At 70.6% G+C, this 14781-nt stretch carries 16 protein-coding genes; 6 read left to right on the plus strand and 10 right to left on the minus strand.

Going from position 1 to position 14781, the window contains the following annotated elements:
• Positions 1-174: 174 nt before the first annotated feature.
• Both F4561_RS11095 and F4561_RS32020 read right to left on the minus strand, forming a co-directional pair.
• Entirely contained in the window at positions 175-1362 is a 1188-nt protein-coding gene (locus F4561_RS11095; RefSeq protein ID WP_184577637.1) for an RtcB family protein, read from the minus strand.
• 158 nt (positions 1363-1520) lie between these two features.
• Positions 1521-1706: a helix-turn-helix domain-containing protein gene (locus F4561_RS32020; RefSeq protein ID WP_221445451.1), complete on the minus strand. Its 186-nt coding sequence runs from the start codon at positions 1704-1706 to the stop codon at positions 1521-1523.
• A gap of 192 nt (positions 1707-1898) precedes the next feature.
• On the opposite strand from F4561_RS32020, the gene mobA reads away from it, so the two are divergent.
• Positions 1899-2558: a molybdenum cofactor guanylyltransferase gene (gene mobA / locus F4561_RS11105; RefSeq protein ID WP_184577639.1), complete on the plus strand. Its 660-nt coding sequence runs from the start codon at positions 1899-1901 to the stop codon at positions 2556-2558.
• Here mobA and F4561_RS11110 read toward each other — a convergent pair.
• Positions 2486-2725 carry a hypothetical protein gene (locus F4561_RS11110; protein ID WP_184577641.1) on the minus strand — a complete coding sequence of 80 codons (240 nt, stop codon included), beginning with the start codon at positions 2723-2725 and terminating at the stop codon, positions 2486-2488. The two genes, mobA and F4561_RS11110, sit on opposite strands and share 73 nt — an antisense overlap.
• Positions 2726-3206: 481 nt before the next feature.
• Here F4561_RS11110 and F4561_RS11115 point away from each other — a divergent pair, with 481 nt between their 5' ends.
• Positions 3207-3425 (plus strand): dodecin, encoded by a 219-nt coding sequence (locus F4561_RS11115; protein WP_184577643.1) that lies wholly within the window; start codon positions 3207-3209, stop codon positions 3423-3425.
• A 75-nt stretch (positions 3426-3500) separates the two neighbouring features.
• On the opposite strand, the gene F4561_RS11120 is transcribed toward F4561_RS11115, so the two are convergent.
• The 3 genes from F4561_RS11120 to F4561_RS11130 form a co-directional block, all read right to left on the minus strand.
• On the minus strand, positions 3501-4910 hold the full coding sequence (locus F4561_RS11120; RefSeq protein ID WP_184577645.1) for a metallopeptidase TldD-related protein: 1410 nt from the start codon (positions 4908-4910) through the stop codon (positions 3501-3503).
• Positions 4907-6415 carry a TldD/PmbA family protein gene (locus tag F4561_RS11125; RefSeq protein WP_184577647.1) on the minus strand — a complete coding sequence of 503 codons (1509 nt, stop codon included), beginning with the start codon at positions 6413-6415 and terminating at the stop codon, positions 4907-4909. Before F4561_RS11125 ends, F4561_RS11120 begins: the two co-directional genes overlap by 4 nt.
• Positions 6416-6478: 63 nt before the next feature.
• Positions 6479-7225, minus strand: coding sequence for a VldE C-terminal domain-containing protein (locus tag F4561_RS11130; protein WP_221445452.1), 747 nt, complete (start codon positions 7223-7225; stop codon positions 6479-6481).
• 287 nt (positions 7226-7512) lie between these two features.
• Between F4561_RS11130 and F4561_RS11135 the strand changes: the two genes are divergently transcribed.
• Positions 7513-8070, plus strand: a complete 558-nt coding sequence (locus F4561_RS11135; RefSeq protein WP_312885214.1) for a flavin reductase family protein — start codon at positions 7513-7515, stop codon at positions 8068-8070.
• Between the two features lie 6 nt (positions 8071-8076).
• On the opposite strand, the gene F4561_RS11140 is transcribed toward F4561_RS11135, so the two are convergent.
• From F4561_RS11140 to F4561_RS11150, 3 genes are all read right to left on the minus strand, one after another.
• Positions 8077-8670, minus strand: coding sequence for an OmpA family protein (locus F4561_RS11140; RefSeq protein ID WP_184577652.1), 594 nt, complete (start codon positions 8668-8670; stop codon positions 8077-8079).
• Complete coding sequence (locus F4561_RS11145; RefSeq protein ID WP_184577655.1) at positions 8667-9230, minus strand: hypothetical protein; 564 nt, start codon at positions 9228-9230, stop codon at positions 8667-8669. Before F4561_RS11145 ends, F4561_RS11140 begins: the two co-directional genes overlap by 4 nt.
• Positions 9231-9331: 101 nt before the next feature.
• Entirely contained in the window at positions 9332-10873 is a 1542-nt protein-coding gene (locus F4561_RS11150; protein ID WP_184577658.1) for an LCP family protein, read from the minus strand.
• A 363-nt stretch (positions 10874-11236) separates the two neighbouring features.
• Here F4561_RS11150 and F4561_RS11155 point away from each other — a divergent pair, with 363 nt between their 5' ends.
• The 3 genes from F4561_RS11155 to F4561_RS11165 all read left to right on the plus strand — a co-directional run bounded on the left by F4561_RS11155 (position 11237) and on the right by F4561_RS11165 (position 13934).
• Entirely contained in the window at positions 11237-12196 is a 960-nt protein-coding gene (locus F4561_RS11155; protein ID WP_184577661.1) for an Lrp/AsnC family transcriptional regulator, read from the plus strand.
• The gene (gene folP / locus F4561_RS11160) at positions 12193-13068 is read left to right on the plus strand and encodes a dihydropteroate synthase (RefSeq protein ID WP_184577664.1); all 876 of its coding nucleotides are present in this window, start codon (positions 12193-12195) and stop codon (positions 13066-13068) included. Before F4561_RS11155 ends, folP begins: the two co-directional genes overlap by 4 nt.
• 212 nt (positions 13069-13280) lie before the next feature.
• On the plus strand, positions 13281-13934 hold the full coding sequence (locus F4561_RS11165) for an RraA family protein (protein WP_184583487.1): 654 nt from the start codon (positions 13281-13283) through the stop codon (positions 13932-13934).
• A 44-nt stretch (positions 13935-13978) separates the two neighbouring features.
• Here F4561_RS11165 and F4561_RS11170 read toward each other — a convergent pair whose 3' ends face one another.
• Positions 13979-14656: a FadR/GntR family transcriptional regulator gene (locus tag F4561_RS11170; protein WP_184577666.1), complete on the minus strand. Its 678-nt coding sequence runs from the start codon at positions 14654-14656 to the stop codon at positions 13979-13981.
• Positions 14657-14781: the final 125 nt, after the last annotated feature.

Below are 14781 nucleotides of genomic sequence, written 5' to 3' on the forward strand. Positions count from 1 at the left end.
ATACAGGTGGGAACCGACCAGGAGCAACACCGGAAATAGGCCAGGAGGCCCGCACGACCCAACGCCGACGCCTCGCTGACAACCAGCGGAGGCCTCGCCCGGACAGCGGCTGGTGGCGACTGGGCCCCAACCGCGGAGGAACCGGGATCCAAGGGCGCCGCCCCTGGATCCCGGTCAACCCTTGACGCAGACGACCTGGCGCAGATGCGCCACGACCTCGACCAGGTCGGTCTGGGCCTCGATCACCTCGGAGAGGTCCTTGTAGGCACCGGGGATCTCGTCGAGCACCCCGGTGTCCTTGCGGCACTCGACCCCCTTGGTCTGCTCGGCCAGGTCCGCCTTGGTGTAGCTGCGCTTGGCCTGGTTGCGGCTCATCCGCCGCCCAGCGCCGTGCGACGCGGAGTTGAATGAGGCCTGCTGGCCCAGACCGCGCACGATGTAGCTCCCGGTCGCCATAGACCCCGGGATGATGCCGAGGTCCCCCTCGGCAGCCCGGATGGCGCCTTTGCGGGTCACCAGCAGGTCCACGTCGTCGTAGCGTTCTTCGGCCACGTAGTTGTGGTGGCAGCTGATCCACTCGTCGAAGCGCACCCGGGGGAACATCTTCCGCATGACGTCGCAGGCCAGCCCCATCATCACGTCGCGGTTGCGGCGCGCGTACTCCTGGGCCCAGAACAGGTCGCGGCGGTAGGCCGCCATCTGCGGCGTACCCGCGACGAACACCGCCAGGTCAGGGTCGGGCAGGTCCCGGTTGTGCGGCAGCCGCCGCGCCTGCTCGATGTGGTGGTCGGCGAGCTCCTTGCCGATGTTGCGCGAGCCCGAGTGCAGGATCAGCCACACCGTTCCGGCGCCGTCCAGGCAGACCTCCAGGAAGTGGTTGCCGCCGCCGAGCGTCCCGATCTGGTTGGCGGCGCGCTCGCGCCGGTGGTGCACGGCCGGGGCGAGGCTGTCGAACCCCGCCCAGAACCGGTCCCACTCGGCCGTCTTGAGCCCGTGGATCCGGTGCGGGTTCACCGGGGTCTCGTGCGCCTTGGGGCCCACCGGGATCGCCCTCTCCAGCGAGGAGCGCAGCCCGGCCAGGTCATCGGGAAGGTCCTCCGCCGTGAGCGAGGACCTGACGGCGGTCATCCCGCAGCCGATGTCCACGCCGACCGCGGCCGGGCACACCGCGTCGCGCATGGCGATGACGGATCCCACGGTGGCGCCCTTGCCGTAGTGGACGTCGGGCATCACCGCCAGGCCGTGCACCCACGGCAGCCGGGTCACGTTGCGCAACTGGTCCATCGCGGCGGGCTCGACGGTCTCCGGATCCGCCCACATGCGGATCGGGACCCGGGCACCCGGGCTCTCCGTGTACGACATAGGGCGGCCTCCCTTCGGGGCGACGGTCGCGCCGTGTGTGGCGGGCGCCCTGTTATGAAGCCAGACCGGACACCGCGGCGACAACTGGTTTTCCCGCTCGGAACGGACACCGGCTCGTCGCCGGCCCGGTGTCCGGATGGCGGACCGGCACGCCCCGTTCACTGGCGCATCTCGTGTGCCATAACCGCGACGTGCAGCGAGGTGACCGTCTCGGGGTCGGACAGGTCGACGTCCAGGAGCTCCTCGATCGCGGCCAGCCGGTCGTACAGCGTAGCGCGGCTCAGGTGCGCGGACCGGGCCACCCGCGTCTTGTGCCCGCCGTGCCGCAGGCACTCGCGCAGCACTGGGAGCAGGAAGGTCCCTGCGGTCCCGCGGGAGCGGCCCTCAGGGGGCGCGCCGGAAGTGTCCGCGGCGCGGTTCTCGGCGCTGAACGTGTCCCCGCCGTCCGGGTCGGTGTAAAACGACGCGGTGTCGCCCGCGGCGCCGCGGGCGTTCTGCGGCAGTATGGGACCCGGACGCGACCGCCAAGGAGGCGTATGTCCTCGCTGGAGCCCTACGACGCCGTGATCCTGGCCGGGGGCGCGGCCCGGCGCATGGGCGGCACTGACAAGCCGGCGCTCGACGTCGCCGGGGCCACGCTGCTGGAACGCGTGGCCGCGGCGGTCCCGGACGCCCGGCGGACGATCGTCGTCGGTCCCCGGCGCCCCAGCCCTTCGGCCACCTACGTTCGCGAGGAGCCGGCCGGAGGGGGGCCGGTGGCCGCGCTGCGCGCCGGGCTGCCCGTGGTCACCGCGCCGTGGTTCGCGTTGCTTGCCGGCGACCTGCCGTTCCTGGAGCCCGGGCACGTGCGCGCACTCTTGGAGGCCGCACGGGAGCGCTCGGGCGCGGTGTACCTCGACGCGGAGTCGCGACAGCAGTGGCTGCTCGGAGCGTGGCGCGCGGACGCCGTGCGCGCAGCGCTGGCGAGCTACAGCGGCGCGTCCCTGTACCGCCTGCTCGGGCCCCTGGAACCGGCGGCGCTCATCCCGGAGAAGACAGATCCCCCGCTCACGCTCGACTGCGACACCCCCGAGAGCCTCGCGCGGGCGCGCGCTCTGGCCGGCGAGGCCGCGGACCAGCCCGCTCAGCCCTTGAAGTCCGCGAACGGCACGCACTCCAGCAGGAACCCCCGGACGCCGAGGAACTCCGACAGGTAACCGCGGTGCTCGTCGCAGGCCAGCCAGGTCTTGCGGCGGTCGGGCGTGTGCACCTTGGGGTTGTTCCATACCAGGGCCCACGCGGCAGGAGCCTGGCACTCGCGGCGGGAGCAGGTCGCGGGCTCGTCGCCGGTGCTGTCGGTGTGGTTGGTATCGGTCTCGCTCATGGTTCCCCCAAGAGATGCTGGCCGGCGCACCGGACCAGTAGGCACATGGTCACGTGCCCGCCGCGCCCCGCACAAGCCGGGACGCGGCGCGTGGCACAAAAAAGCGACGCCGGGTGGCTACGGGGGCAAACCACCCGACGTCGCGCACGATGTTTCGACGGGGGCTCGAAACATCGGCCCAGCGCTTCGACGGGGGACCGAAGCGCTAGATCCCAATCTACACCGAGCCTCCCCGGTGTACGTCAAGAGCCAGTTACGACGTAGTCTCGTCAGCGTCCCATCCTGGACTACCGCGACCGCGCTGCGATCAGCGAAGACCCGGATCGGGCCGCAGCGGGGCGCGTGCGGGCGCCGCGCCCCTTCGCCGGAAGCTCCGGCCACCGGAGTCCCGTGCCGCGTCGTTCGGCGCCGGACATTCGCGGTTGGCACCGTGCCGCCGCGGGAAGTGGGCCGGCACAGCCAACCGGAAGGGGAACGCGTAATGACCGACCACACCTACCGTGTCACCGAGATCGTGGGCACCTCGCCCGAGAGTCTCGACCAGGCCATCCGCAACGGGATCGCCCGGGCCTCCGAGACGCTGCGCGGGCTGGACTGGTTCGAGGTGAGCCAGATCCGCGGTCACCTGGAAGACGGCGAGATCGGCCACTTCCAGGTGGGCATGAGGGTGGGCTTCCGGCTGGAGGATGACTCCGACTGACGTCCTCGCCCCGAGCCACCCGCTCCGGTGCCGCCGCGGGTCGCGGCGGCACCGGAGCGGCGCGCCCGTGTCCGGTCAGGAGGCCTGGCTGACGGTGGACATGTTGAAGTCCGGGACCCGCATCGGTGGCATGGCGGTGCGCGGGAAGTAGTCCCCGGACTCGCGCGACAGCCCGGGGACGGTGGCCCCCGTCTCGGTGACACGTTCCAGCAGGCTCACCGGCGACTCGTTGAACCGGAAGTTGTTCACCGCGCCGCTGACCTCGCCGTCCTCCACCAGGTACACGCCGTCGCGGGTGAGCCCGGTCAGCAGCAGCGTCTGCGGGTCGACCGGGCGGATGTACCACAGGCAGGTCAGCAACAGGCCGCGTTCGGTCCCGGCGATCATGTCGTCGAGTGTGCCGGTCGCATCCGGCTGCTCCAGTACGAGGTTGTCGGTGTGCGCCGTCACCGGCAGTCCGGTCAGCTCGGCGGAGTGGCGCGTCTGGCGCAGCGCCGCGAGTCGGCCGTCGGAGATCCAGTCGGTGCGGCGCAGCGGAAGCCCGTTGTCGAAGGCCGTGATCTCGCGGCCGGGCGTACTCGCGAGGACGAACGGGGCGCACTCCAGGCCCGGCTCTGCTGGATCGCTGCGCAGGCTCAGCGGGAGCTCCGAGAGCCGCTCGCCGACCCGCGTGCCGCCGTCCGCGGCGGAGAACACCGTCCGCCCCTCGGCCGCGTCGCGCGCGCCCGCACTCTGGTACAGCGAGATCATCATGTCGGCGACCGCGGCCGGCGGAAGCAGCGTCTCATAGCGCCCCGCGGGCAGCTCCACCGTGCGGGCCCCCCACCGCATGCGCCGGGTCAGCTCGGCGTCGAGGCCGTCGACATCGATGTCGGTGAAGTCCCGAGTAGCCTGCCCGACCCAGATGGAGTGACCGCCCCCGGTCTCGGGCGGCGCCGACTTGGCGTTCAGGTCGACCGTGCCCGACGGCTGGTCGTGGCGCAGCCGAAGCCCGGTGGAGCTGCCGAGGAACGTGGAGGTCACAGAGTGCTCGGCGTAGCCATAGAGCAGGTGGCCCGCCGCGCCGCGGCGCTCGAACGCGCGCCCCAGCCCGGGCGCGAACTCGGAGAACACCGAAATGCTCGTGGTCGCGGGCGGGGCGTCCCAGGTGTCGCCGGTGCCGGCGGACTCGGGGCCGAGCAGCGGCCGGGCGTCCTCGGACGGGGCGGCGTCGCGGCTCGCGGTCTCGGCGGCGCGCACCAGGTCCGCAAGATCGTCACCGCGGAGTCCGCTGCGCGCCGTCACGCCCACGGAGGTTCCCTTGGCGCTCTCGGTCAGCGCGATCACCGTGACCTCGCGGCCCCGGGTCACGCCATTGGTCGTCAGCGAGTTGCCGGCCCAGCGGAGGTTGGCCGTGCTCGCCTCCCGGACCAGCACCATGCAGCCGTCGGCGCGCGAGAGCTCCAGCGCCCGTTCCACGATCTCCTGGGGGGACGACAGGTTCATTGCCCAGCCTCCTGGACCGTGTTGAGGATGCGGACGCCTGAGAAACGCGCGGTGGGGCAGCCGTGGCTGACCGAGGCGACCTGGCCAGGCTGGCCCTTCCCGCACATGAACGAGCCGCCGAGAACATAGGTCTGCGGGCCGCCCACCGCGGTCATGGAGTTCCAGAAGTCGGTCGTGCTGGCCTGGTAGGCGACATCGCGGAGCATTCCACTCAGGCGCCCGTTCTCAATGCGGTAGAACCGCTGCCCGGTGAACTGGAAGTTGTACCGCTGCATGTCGATGGACCAGCTGCGGTCGCCCTCGATGTAGATGCCGCGCTCGACCCCGGAGATGAGGTCTTCGGTGGAGGGGCCGCCGGGTGCGGGGGAGAGCGAGACGTTGGCCATCCGCTGGATGGGCATGGTCGCCGGGGAGTCGGCGTAGGCACACCCGTTGGAGCTCTCATAGCCCCGCAGCCTGGAAATGCGGCGGTCGCGCTGGTAGCCCACGAGCACGCCGTCGCGGATCAGGTCGAACGACGTGGTCGCCACGCCCTCGTCGTCGTAGCCGATGCTGGCCAGCCCGTGCTCCACGGTGCGGTCGCCGGTGACGTTCATGATCGGCGACCCGTACTGCAGCGAGCCCAGGTTGTCCACGGTCGCGAAGGAGGTGCCCGCGTAGGCCGCTTCATAGCCCAGCGCGCGGTCGAGCTCGGTGGCGTGGCCGATGGACTCGTGGATCGCCAGCCACAGGTTGGAGGGGTGGATCACCAGGTCGTAGGCGCCGGGCTCGACACCGGGCGCGGCGAGCTTCTCCGCGAGCAGCTCGGGCAACTCGGCCAGCTCGGATTCGACGGTTGGCAGGTACTCCCAGCCGCGGCCCGCCGGGGGAGCGAGCGTACGCATGCTGTCGAGCTTGCCCTCGCGGGTCGCGACCACTTCGGCCACCGGCGCGACCCGCACGCGTTGCTGCGTCGTGCTGGTCCCGGTCGTGTCGGCGTAGAACTTCTGCTCCTTGGCCTGGAACAGGGTGATGTCGACGTGGTCGACGCGCGAGTCGTCGAGCAGGCGCCGGCTCCAGTCGGTGAGCAGGGCGGACTTCTCACCGACGGGGACGCTGAACGGGTCCGTCTCGTAGGCGGAAACCCAGGTGGCGTTGGGGTGCGCGGGCTCGGGAGCCAGCTCGATGCGCTCGGTGGTGATGGCCGCCGCGACCTTGGCGACCTGCACCGCCTGTTCTGCTACGGCGGCAACCGCGTCGTGGTTGGGCGCGGAGGTGTTCGCGCCGAGGTCGTCTCCGGCGGCGAACCCCCAGACGCCGTTGTGTACCACGCGCACCGCGAAGCCGAGGGTGTCGGAGTCGGCCGCGGTCTCCACCGCGCCGTCGGCGAGGACGAGGTACTGGCCCCGCACGCGTTCGAGCCGGAAGTCGGCGTGCTCGGCGCCGAGGTCGCGGGCGCGTTGCAGCGCCGTGTCGGCAAGCTCCCGCAAGGGCAGGGCTAGGAAATCAGAGTCGATATCAGGCACGGTCCCACAACCTAGCCGCAGGCCCCGGCACGGCACCAGGCGCCGTGCCGGGCCCGGGTGTCCTCAGTTTCCTTGCTGCACGTCGACGTGCACGTGGTCGAGGTGGCGCAGGATCTCGTTGTCCGGGTCGGGCGAGTTGTAGTCGCGCCACCCGGCCGGTGAGCCGAGCGCGCTCCAGATCCGGTCGTCGAAGATGACAACGGCGATGTCCAGCTCCGCGGCGTGCGCGACAAGCCAGTGGGCCAGCAGCCAGCCCGCGCGGCGGTTCTCCTCGTTGACCGGGCGGTAGAACACGTCAATCGCCCGGCCGTCGTAGTGCGCGGAGTCCTCGCCGTGCCCCTCGTCGATGCCGCCCGGGGCGAAGCCGCCGACGTCCTGCTCCCCGAACACCTCCGCCATCTCCGCGCGAACCCGCTCGGCGCGCGGGGTGAGGCCGGAGCCGGTCATCTCCTCCTCGCTCAGGTCGTTGTCCGCCGACACCCGGCAGGTGAGGCTGGGACCGGCGTCATCCCGAGGGCCGTCGGCCAGCCGTTCCAGGACGGCCGGGTCGATAGCGGAGGTGTCCGGAGGGTCCTCGCTCCGCGCCCGCAGCGCCGTGGCGGTCGTCGCCCTCTTGGCCTCCTCGCGGGACAACGAGATGGTCTCGGAGCCGAGGTCGACCGAGCACGGGTCCGCCCACGGCAGTGCGGACTGGCCCACGCCGACCCGCTCCAGTAGTCGCGGTACGCCCCACACCACCCCCGCGGCGATGACCGTGAGCACGACCACCACAACAACGATCTTCCGCACCCGGCGGCCCGTCTCGCGCATACCAGTGGCGATAGGCGAAACCGCGAGCACGGCACGACGCGCGCGTTCGCCGTGCTGCCGGGCCTCTCGGCACATCGGAGCGCGGGCGGTCTCGCGCCTGCCGTCGCGGCTGGCCATAGCCGCGATCCGGGGTCGTGGTCGCGGCCGGTTCCGGTCAGCGGTGTGATCCACATCGTGGTGCGAGCACGGTCGTGGGGAATACGTTGCCGGCAACCGCCGCTGTGCCGTGTTGTGGGTCGGAGCGGGCCCGCCCGTTGAGCCAGCAGACTCGGATGAGAGGCGTTCGCGTGCGTAGATCGTCGACGGCAGGGGCGACCACTGGGGAGGACCAGCCGGGCGCGACGGGTGGTGTCCCCCCGCTAGGCCCCGATGTCTCCCAGGAGCAGTTCCGGCGCGCGCTCGGGGAGCACGCCGCCGGTGTCGTGGTTGTTACCGCTGTCTCCGGCGGGCTCCCAGCGGGCGTGACCGCGACCTCGTTCACCAGCGTCAGCCTGGAGCCCCCGCTGGTGTCGTTCTATATCGACGGGCGTTCGAGTACCTGGCCGGCGATCCGCGACGCGGGCGGCTTCGCGGTGAACACGCTCGGCGAGGACCAGCGCGGCATCGCGGCGCGGTTCGCGACCAAGGGAGTCGACCGGTTCGCCCCGCCAACGCGCTGGTACACCGGCCCCGCGGGCCTGCCCCTGCTCGATGACGCCACGGCGCACATCGTGTGCCGTACCTACGACCTGCTGGCCGTGGGCGACCACTGGCTCGTTGTGGGCCGGGTGGCCGGCGCTGGTGTCGCCGGCCACAGCCACCCGCTGCTCTACCACCGTGGGCGCTACGGCCGGTTCGCGGAGTGACCGGCCTCACTCACCTTCGAAGCTGATCTCCACCCGGCGGTTCTGCGCCCGAGCGCCGGGATTGTCCTCCCCGTCGGAGTCGGTCTCCTCGGCCACCGGGTCGTCGGATCCCATCCCGCTCGCCTCGATCTCGGGGGCGGCGGAGCCGAGCTCGTCCTCCAGCGCCTCCTTCACGGCGTCGGCGCGGTCCTCGGAGAGCTCCTGGTTGTAGGAGTCGTCGCCGAGGCCGTCGGAATGCCCCACCACCTCGACCGTTCCCGAGACCCCGCTGAGCCGTTCGGCGGTGTCGGACAGCGTCCGCTGGGCGCCGTCGGACAGGGCCGCCTCGTCGAACTCGAACAGCACATCGGCGGAGATGGTGACGGTGGTGGTGCCGCCCTCGACGTCCTCGTGCTCCAAGGGCTCGATGAAGTCCTCGGGGGTGAACCCGGTAATGGAATCCGCCGTGCCCATCTCGGTGACGCTGTCCTCCAGCGCGCCGCTCGGAACGTTGTCGGGGTCGCCCTCGACTTCGGCGCCGGTTGCTGCGGCGCTGAGCGGAATGGCGAGCAGCAGCGCGGTCAGGGCGCCGCCGGTGGCCGTCCGGACAGGCGTGTTCACTCGTCATCCTCCCCCGTGCTCGTGGTCACCGGAACGTCCAAGATCGGCGGGAGGTCGTAGAGGTAGACATCCACCTTCTCCATGTCCTCGGCGGAGGCGAAGAACGCGGTCAGTGTGGTGGGCTCGTCGTAGGTGAGGCCGGTGTCCCACGGGTTGGGTTCCAGCGAGTTCCCACTGTCGTCCTCCACCACCGTGTGCCGGCGCAGGTTGGCGGTGTCGACGAGGTACATGTTCTCGCCGGCGTCGGCGCTGAACAGCCTGCGGATGGTCGGGCTGCTGGAATCCCCGGACGTGGGGGTGATGGTGTAGGTCATCTGCAGCAGGTCACCGCGTTCGGTGAAGCCGTTGATCTCGATGGTGGCTTCGGTCCCTTCGTCGGTGACGTCCGCCTCGCCGATGACCTCCTCGGCCTCGGCCGGGGCCCCGCTCTCGACGTTGCCGTTCTGCTCGCCGTCGCCGCCGTCGCTGTTGTCGCCGTCGTCTCCACCGGTCAGCCCGCAGCCGCTCAGCACGGCCACGAGGGCGGTCGCACAGGCAGGGACCTTGATCAGGGATCGCACGTCGTACCAGCTCCTTGGTTCAGGGGATTCGGGGGCAAGCTGAACTCACCCCCATCAGACGCGCGGCAACCCTGAGTTGTTCGTGTCCTTTTGACGTGTTCCTAAGGGCAGAGGTTTTCCAGTGAGGTGGGCTCGTCGCCGACCTGGCGGCCGGGAGTGGTGGGCGAGGGGTCGTCCAGCCCCGTGTACTCCTGCCACTCCGTGTCCTCGTCCTCCTCGGACTCCTCGTCCTCTTCCTGGGGAGGCGAGGGCTCCTCGCCGTTCGGCGTGGCCTCGGGGCTGAGGTCCTCGTCGTTGCCGCTCGCCGAGCTCTCCTGCTCCTCCTGGCGGTCCTCCTGCTCCCGGACGGCCTCGGAGACCAGCGTCCGGATCTCGTCCCAGTCCGGGTCGGCGGTCTCGACCTGGGGCGGGGAGAGCTGCAGCGTGCGCATGTCGCCCTTCTTGGTCACCATCTCGGCGAGGTCGATGAAGGCGGGCAGCTTCTCCTGCGGGAGGTCGGACTGCAGTGTGCGCTTGGTTGCGCCACTCAGCTCCTGGAAGCTGCTCAGCACCCGGGTGGGCTCGGCCTGTTCGGCCACGTACTTGATCAGGCACCCCTGGCGGCCCATGCGTGTGTAGTCGTCGCTGTTGGTCCGGCTGCGGCCGTACCACAGCGCCTCGTTGCCGTCGAGGACGTGATCGCCGGCCTCCAGGACCTTGCCCTCCTGGCCGTAGGGGATCGGCTCGTCGATGTGCACCTCGATGCCGCCGATGGCGTCGATGAGGTCCTTGAAGCCCTGCATGTCCACCATCGCGTAGTAGTCCATCTCGAGGTCGGTGACGTTGCCGATGACCTTCTTGAGCGTGTCGGCGGACGGGTTGCTGGCCTCGGGGTCCAGGGCGAACTGCTCGGTGTCGTCGGCGACAGTCTGGTAGACGTCGTTGAGTAGCTGGTCGAAGCCGAAGGGCTCCGGGTACGCCTCGGCAAGCGCGGACCCCTCGGGGAACGGCACGTTCTCCAGGTTGCGGGGCAGGCCGATGAGCACAACATCGCCGTGCTCGACGTCGATGCTGGCGGCCATCATAGAGTCGGTGCGGGTACCGGGGCGTTCTTCAGCGGCGTCGGCGCCGATCAGCAGCACGTTCACGCGGTCCGCGCCGTTCCACGGGTCGGCGGCGTCGTGCTCCTCGCCGTCGGTTCCCGGTTCGAACACCGAGGACACCGTGTCGTGGGCGGTGTGCGCGGTGCGCATGACCGCACCGGCGGGCAGCGCGATGACCGCGCACAGAACGAGGACCACGGCCGCTCCGCCGAACCGGGCGAACCATCGCGCGTCGGGTGGGCGGGTGATGACCCAGGAGTGCACGATGACCGTCATCCACAGCACCGCGACCGCGAACGCGGCTGCGGCCGCGGTGAGGAGCCAGCGTCCCTGCACGGCGAGCTGGGCACTGCGCGTGATGTCCCCCTGGAGCAGCACGAATGCCGCGACCCCCGCCGCGACCAGCGCCAGGTACAGGATGAGGACCGTCCAACCGGCAATGCGCCGGCGCACCCTCAGATGCGCTACACCGGGGAGTGCAGCGGATCCTATGGTCCACAGCAGCGCGCCTCCAGTGCTCAGGGGGCGGTGACTGCCCCGCGCGAGCCGGTCTTCTGCCATGGGGTTCCCTTCTACCTGCCAACCTCGCGGCGGCGAGGTCCGGAACACGGTCATTAGGCCTGGAAGTAGCGCAAGCCGTCTCTTCCATGCCTATACCGCACTGGACGCTGATCATGCCGGACTAGTGTCTCGCTTTGTCGAGTCATACGCACGCCGGTGTATACGCACACACTGTATTTACTGTCTGGTATGTCAGGATAAGAAGAAAGAAGTCCAATTCACGGGGCTTCTCTGGCCAAAGTCAGCCTTGTTTCTTTCGTGATCAGTAGTTAACCGTCGCAAGAGCTGCCATCATCTGGCCGCAGGAGGGGTCGGCGTCCGGGGGAGGAGGGACGCCGTTCATGATTGTGAAAGGCAGCCATCGTGCTCGATGTGGTTGACGCTGCGCTCATGAGAGCGCTTCAGGGGGATGGACGGGCCACGTACCAGGCGCTGGCGGACGGTGTTGGGCTGTCTCGCACGGCGGTGCGAGCCCGGGTGAGGCGGCTTCTCGCGGTCGGAGCGATTCGGATCGTGGGAGTTCTCCATGCGGGTGTTCTGGGGATGGAGGTTCTGGGACACGTATCGTTTCGGATATCGGGGCCGGTGCGGCCGGTGGTCCAGGAGCTCGCGGCGCGCGACGCCGTGACCTTCGCCGCGCAGACGGCCGGGCGGTTCCCCGCGGTCGCGCACTTACGGGTGCGCGACGACGCCGCGCTGGCCAAGGAGCTCGCGGAGCTGCGGTCGCTGCCGGGGGTCCTGGGAGCCGAGGTGTTCCGGGCGGAGACAGTGGTCCGGGACTCCTGCAACGGCGCGCGGACGTTGCGCGAGGTCTCCATTGACCCGCTTGACTGGCGTTTGGTGCGCCATCTGCAACGCGACGGCCGGGCGTCCTACGCCGAGCTGGCCCGCCAGGTCGGCCTGTCGCAGGCCGCGGCGCGCTCCCGCGTCGTGCGGCTCATCGACGCCGGTGTGGTGCATGTCACGGCGCTGGTGGAGCCGTCGGTGGTGGGGGCCAACGAGCAGCTCGGCTTCGGTCTGCGCTGCAAGGGCGACGCCACGGCGGTGGCCATGCGACTCGGCGGACTGACCGGGGTCTCGTTTCTCACCACCGGCTTCGGGCGGTACGACATCGTGGGAAGTGCCACCGCGGCCGACCGCCCGGCGCTGGTCGAGGCGATCGAGACGATCCGCTCCAGCTCCGGTGTCACGTATGTCGAGACCTGGGAGCATCTCGCGGTCGCCAAGGAGCGGCATCGGGGGGACAACGGAGTGCCGCCCGTTCCCGCCGAAGCCGAGCGCGAGCTGGTGGCGTTCGGCGAGAGGCGAGGGGACGGCGGATGACCGACGGGGTGCCGCGTCCAGGCCCTCTGCGGCTTGGCGGCCGGGAGTTTCCCGCTGGATGCCACGCTGTCATGGGGGTCATCAACCGCACGCCCGACTCCTTCTACGACCGCGGCGCGACATTCGCCTTCGACGCGGCCCTGCGGGCCGCCGACACGGCTGTGCAGCGGGGCGCCGACATCATCGATGTCGGCGGGGTGAAGGCCGGGTACGGTGAGCATGTCACGGCCCGGGAGGAGATCCGGCGTACCGTGCCCTTCATCGCTGAGCTTCGCGCGCGGCACCCCGATGTCGTCATCTCCGCCGATACCTGGCGCGCCGAGGTCGCCAGCGAGTGCGCCGCCGCCGGCGCCGACCTGGTCAACGACACATGGGCCGGCGCCGACCCCGATCTCGCCCGGGTGGCCGCCGAGTACGACGTCGGGCTGGTGTGCAGCCACAGCGGAGGGCTGGCGCCGCGGACCGATCCGCACCGCGTGGCCTACACCGACGTGGTCGCCGATGTCGCCGCTACGGTGACCCACCTGGCCGAGCGCGCGGTGGCGCTGGGTGTGCGCGCCGAGCGGATCGTGGTCGACCCGACCCATGATTTCGGCAAGAACACCTACCACTCCCTGGAGCTCACGCGGCGCCTGGGAGAGCTGGCCGCTACCGGCTGGCCGGTGCTCGTCGCGGTCTCCAACAAGGACTTCATCGGCGAGACGCTGGACGTTCCGGTGGCTGACCGGTTGGCCGGCACCGTGGCCACCCTGGCGATCTCGGCCTGGGAAGGGGCGCGCGTGCTCCGGGTGCACGACGTGGCGGCCGCACGGCTGGCGGTGGACACAGTGGCGGAGCTCGCCGCCACCGAGGGAAAGGGTGGGAGTGTGTAACCGCCGGTAGCATTTTTACCGGGTTTCCCGCCGCTACATCTTGCGTCCAGATTAAGTTACCCGCAAGTATGAGTTGAGGTGGGCGGCGGGGCGCACCCCCGCGCGCACCGTAGGCGGGCCGGCGAGCCGCAGGCGGTGCCCGCGCGGCGCCGCCCGCACAGGCGCGGTTGCAACTGGAGGCTGACGTGGCGCTTGCTCAGACCCTGACAGCGGTGGGTACGGCCGCGCTCGCGCGCAGTGGGGCGCGGATCATGGGGACACACCTCTTCCCGGTATGGCCCGGGGCGTCCTTCGCGGCCACAGCGCTGCCGGTGCGGTGCGCCCCCGGCGACAACCTCGCCATCCACGTGGCGGTGGCCCAGGCCCAGCCCGGATGTGCCCTGGTCATCGATGTCGCGGGGGAGCCCGAGTACGGCTACGTCGACGAGATCCTCGCGGTCGCCGCGCGGATGCGCGGGATCGCCGGCCTGATCCTCGACGGTTGCGTGCGCGACGTCAGCGCGATCGCCCGGACCGACCTGCCCGTCGTCAGCGCGGGCGTCTGCGTCCGCGCCCCCGGGCACGACGCCGGGGGAGCAGTCGGGCGCGAGATCCTGATGAGGGGGGACCCGGCGCCAACCCCGGTGCGGCGCGGCGACTGGGTGGTCTGTGACGACGACGGGGTGGTGTGCCTGCCGCGCGGCCAGGCGGCCGCCATCATGGCCGCGGCGCTCGAAGCGGTCTCACGCGACCAGGAGGTCCTCGACGCGCTGGGCTCCGGCCGGAGCACCCTCGACCTGTTCGACCTCGACCCGAGCCGCGTCACCGGCTGGGAGGGCGCCCCCGCCGCGACCGGGCGCGAGAGTGCGGACCGGGTCTCCAGCTGAACTGAAGGGCTGCTGCCGTCCCGCGCGCGGGACGGCAGCAGTGCTCACGCGCTGGCCAGTGAGAGCAACTCGTCGAGGTAGCAGGCCGCCTCCCGCAGCGCGCGCTGGGAGTCGCTGGCGCGGATCGCCTCGGCCAGGCCGCTGTGGTCGATCCCTTCGTCGTCCTTTGGCTGGTCGTAGGCGGTTTGGGCGATACTTTCGTAGACGACCTGGGCGATGTCGTCGTACAGCTCGATCAGCAGGTTGTTGTGGGTCGCATTGACCACCGCCCGGTGGAACGCGAAGTCGGCTTCCACGAACGCGGGCATGTCGCGTTCGCGCCACGCGCTCTCGCGCATCCCCATCGCGCGGTCGATGGTCTCGAGGTCGTGCTCGGTGTGCCGGTCGGCGGCGAGTCGCGCCGCCTCCATCTCCAGCGCCCGGCGAACCTCCAGGTTCTCCCGGAGCCGGGACCGTTCCAGGCGGCGGCGCAGCGCCCCACCCAGCTCGCTGGAGGCGCGCACGAAAGTCCCGGCCCCCTGGCGAATCTCGAGCAGGCCGGCATGGGCGAGCGCACGCACCGCCTCACGGACGGTGTTGCGCCCTACCTCGAGCTGCTCTGCGAGTTCCGACTCGGTGGGGATGCGGTCGCCGACCCCCCACTCACCCGAATCGATCTGCGCTCTCAGTTGGCTGATGACCTGGTCTACAAGACCGGTCCGACGCGTCGAGGCGAGGGGCACGCGGTTACCTCCTAAGCGGTGACAGCCACATTGGGGAGCCACTCGGGATCTCTGGTATAACGCCGGAGCTTAGACCAGTCCAGGCCGATAGGAATGCCTCCGTGCTGAATGCGTTATGGTCAGGA

It is taken from the genome of Lipingzhangella halophila (genome assembly GCF_014203805.1).
In the GTDB taxonomy this organism is placed as follows: Bacteria; Actinomycetota; Actinomycetes; order Streptosporangiales; family Streptosporangiaceae; genus Lipingzhangella; species Lipingzhangella halophila.

What these genes read in the sequence shown, in the direction of transcription:
- F4561_RS11095 (WP_184577637.1), bottom strand. Translation starts at nt 1,362, where the DNA reads ATGTCGTACACGGAGAGCCCGGGTGCCCGGGTCCCGATCCGCATGTGG.
- mobA (WP_184577639.1), top strand. Translation starts at nt 1,899, where the DNA reads ATGTCCTCGCTGGAGCCCTACGACGCCGTGATCCTGGCCGGGGGCGCG.
- F4561_RS11110 (WP_184577641.1), bottom strand. Translation starts at nt 2,725, where the DNA reads ATGAGCGAGACCGATACCAACCACACCGACAGCACCGGCGACGAGCCC.
- F4561_RS11115 (WP_184577643.1), top strand. Translation starts at nt 3,207, where the DNA reads ATGACCGACCACACCTACCGTGTCACCGAGATCGTGGGCACCTCGCCC.
- F4561_RS11120 (WP_184577645.1), bottom strand. Translation starts at nt 4,910, where the DNA reads ATGAACCTGTCGTCCCCCCAGGAGATCGTGGAACGGGCGCTGGAGCTC.
- F4561_RS11130 (WP_221445452.1), bottom strand. Translation starts at nt 7,225, where the DNA reads ATGCGCGAGACGGGCCGCCGGGTGCGGAAGATCGTTGTTGTGGTGGTC.
- F4561_RS11150 (WP_184577658.1), bottom strand. Translation starts at nt 10,873, where the DNA reads ATGGCAGAAGACCGGCTCGCGCGGGGCAGTCACCGCCCCCTGAGCACT.
- folP (WP_184577664.1), top strand. Translation starts at nt 12,193, where the DNA reads ATGACCGACGGGGTGCCGCGTCCAGGCCCTCTGCGGCTTGGCGGCCGG.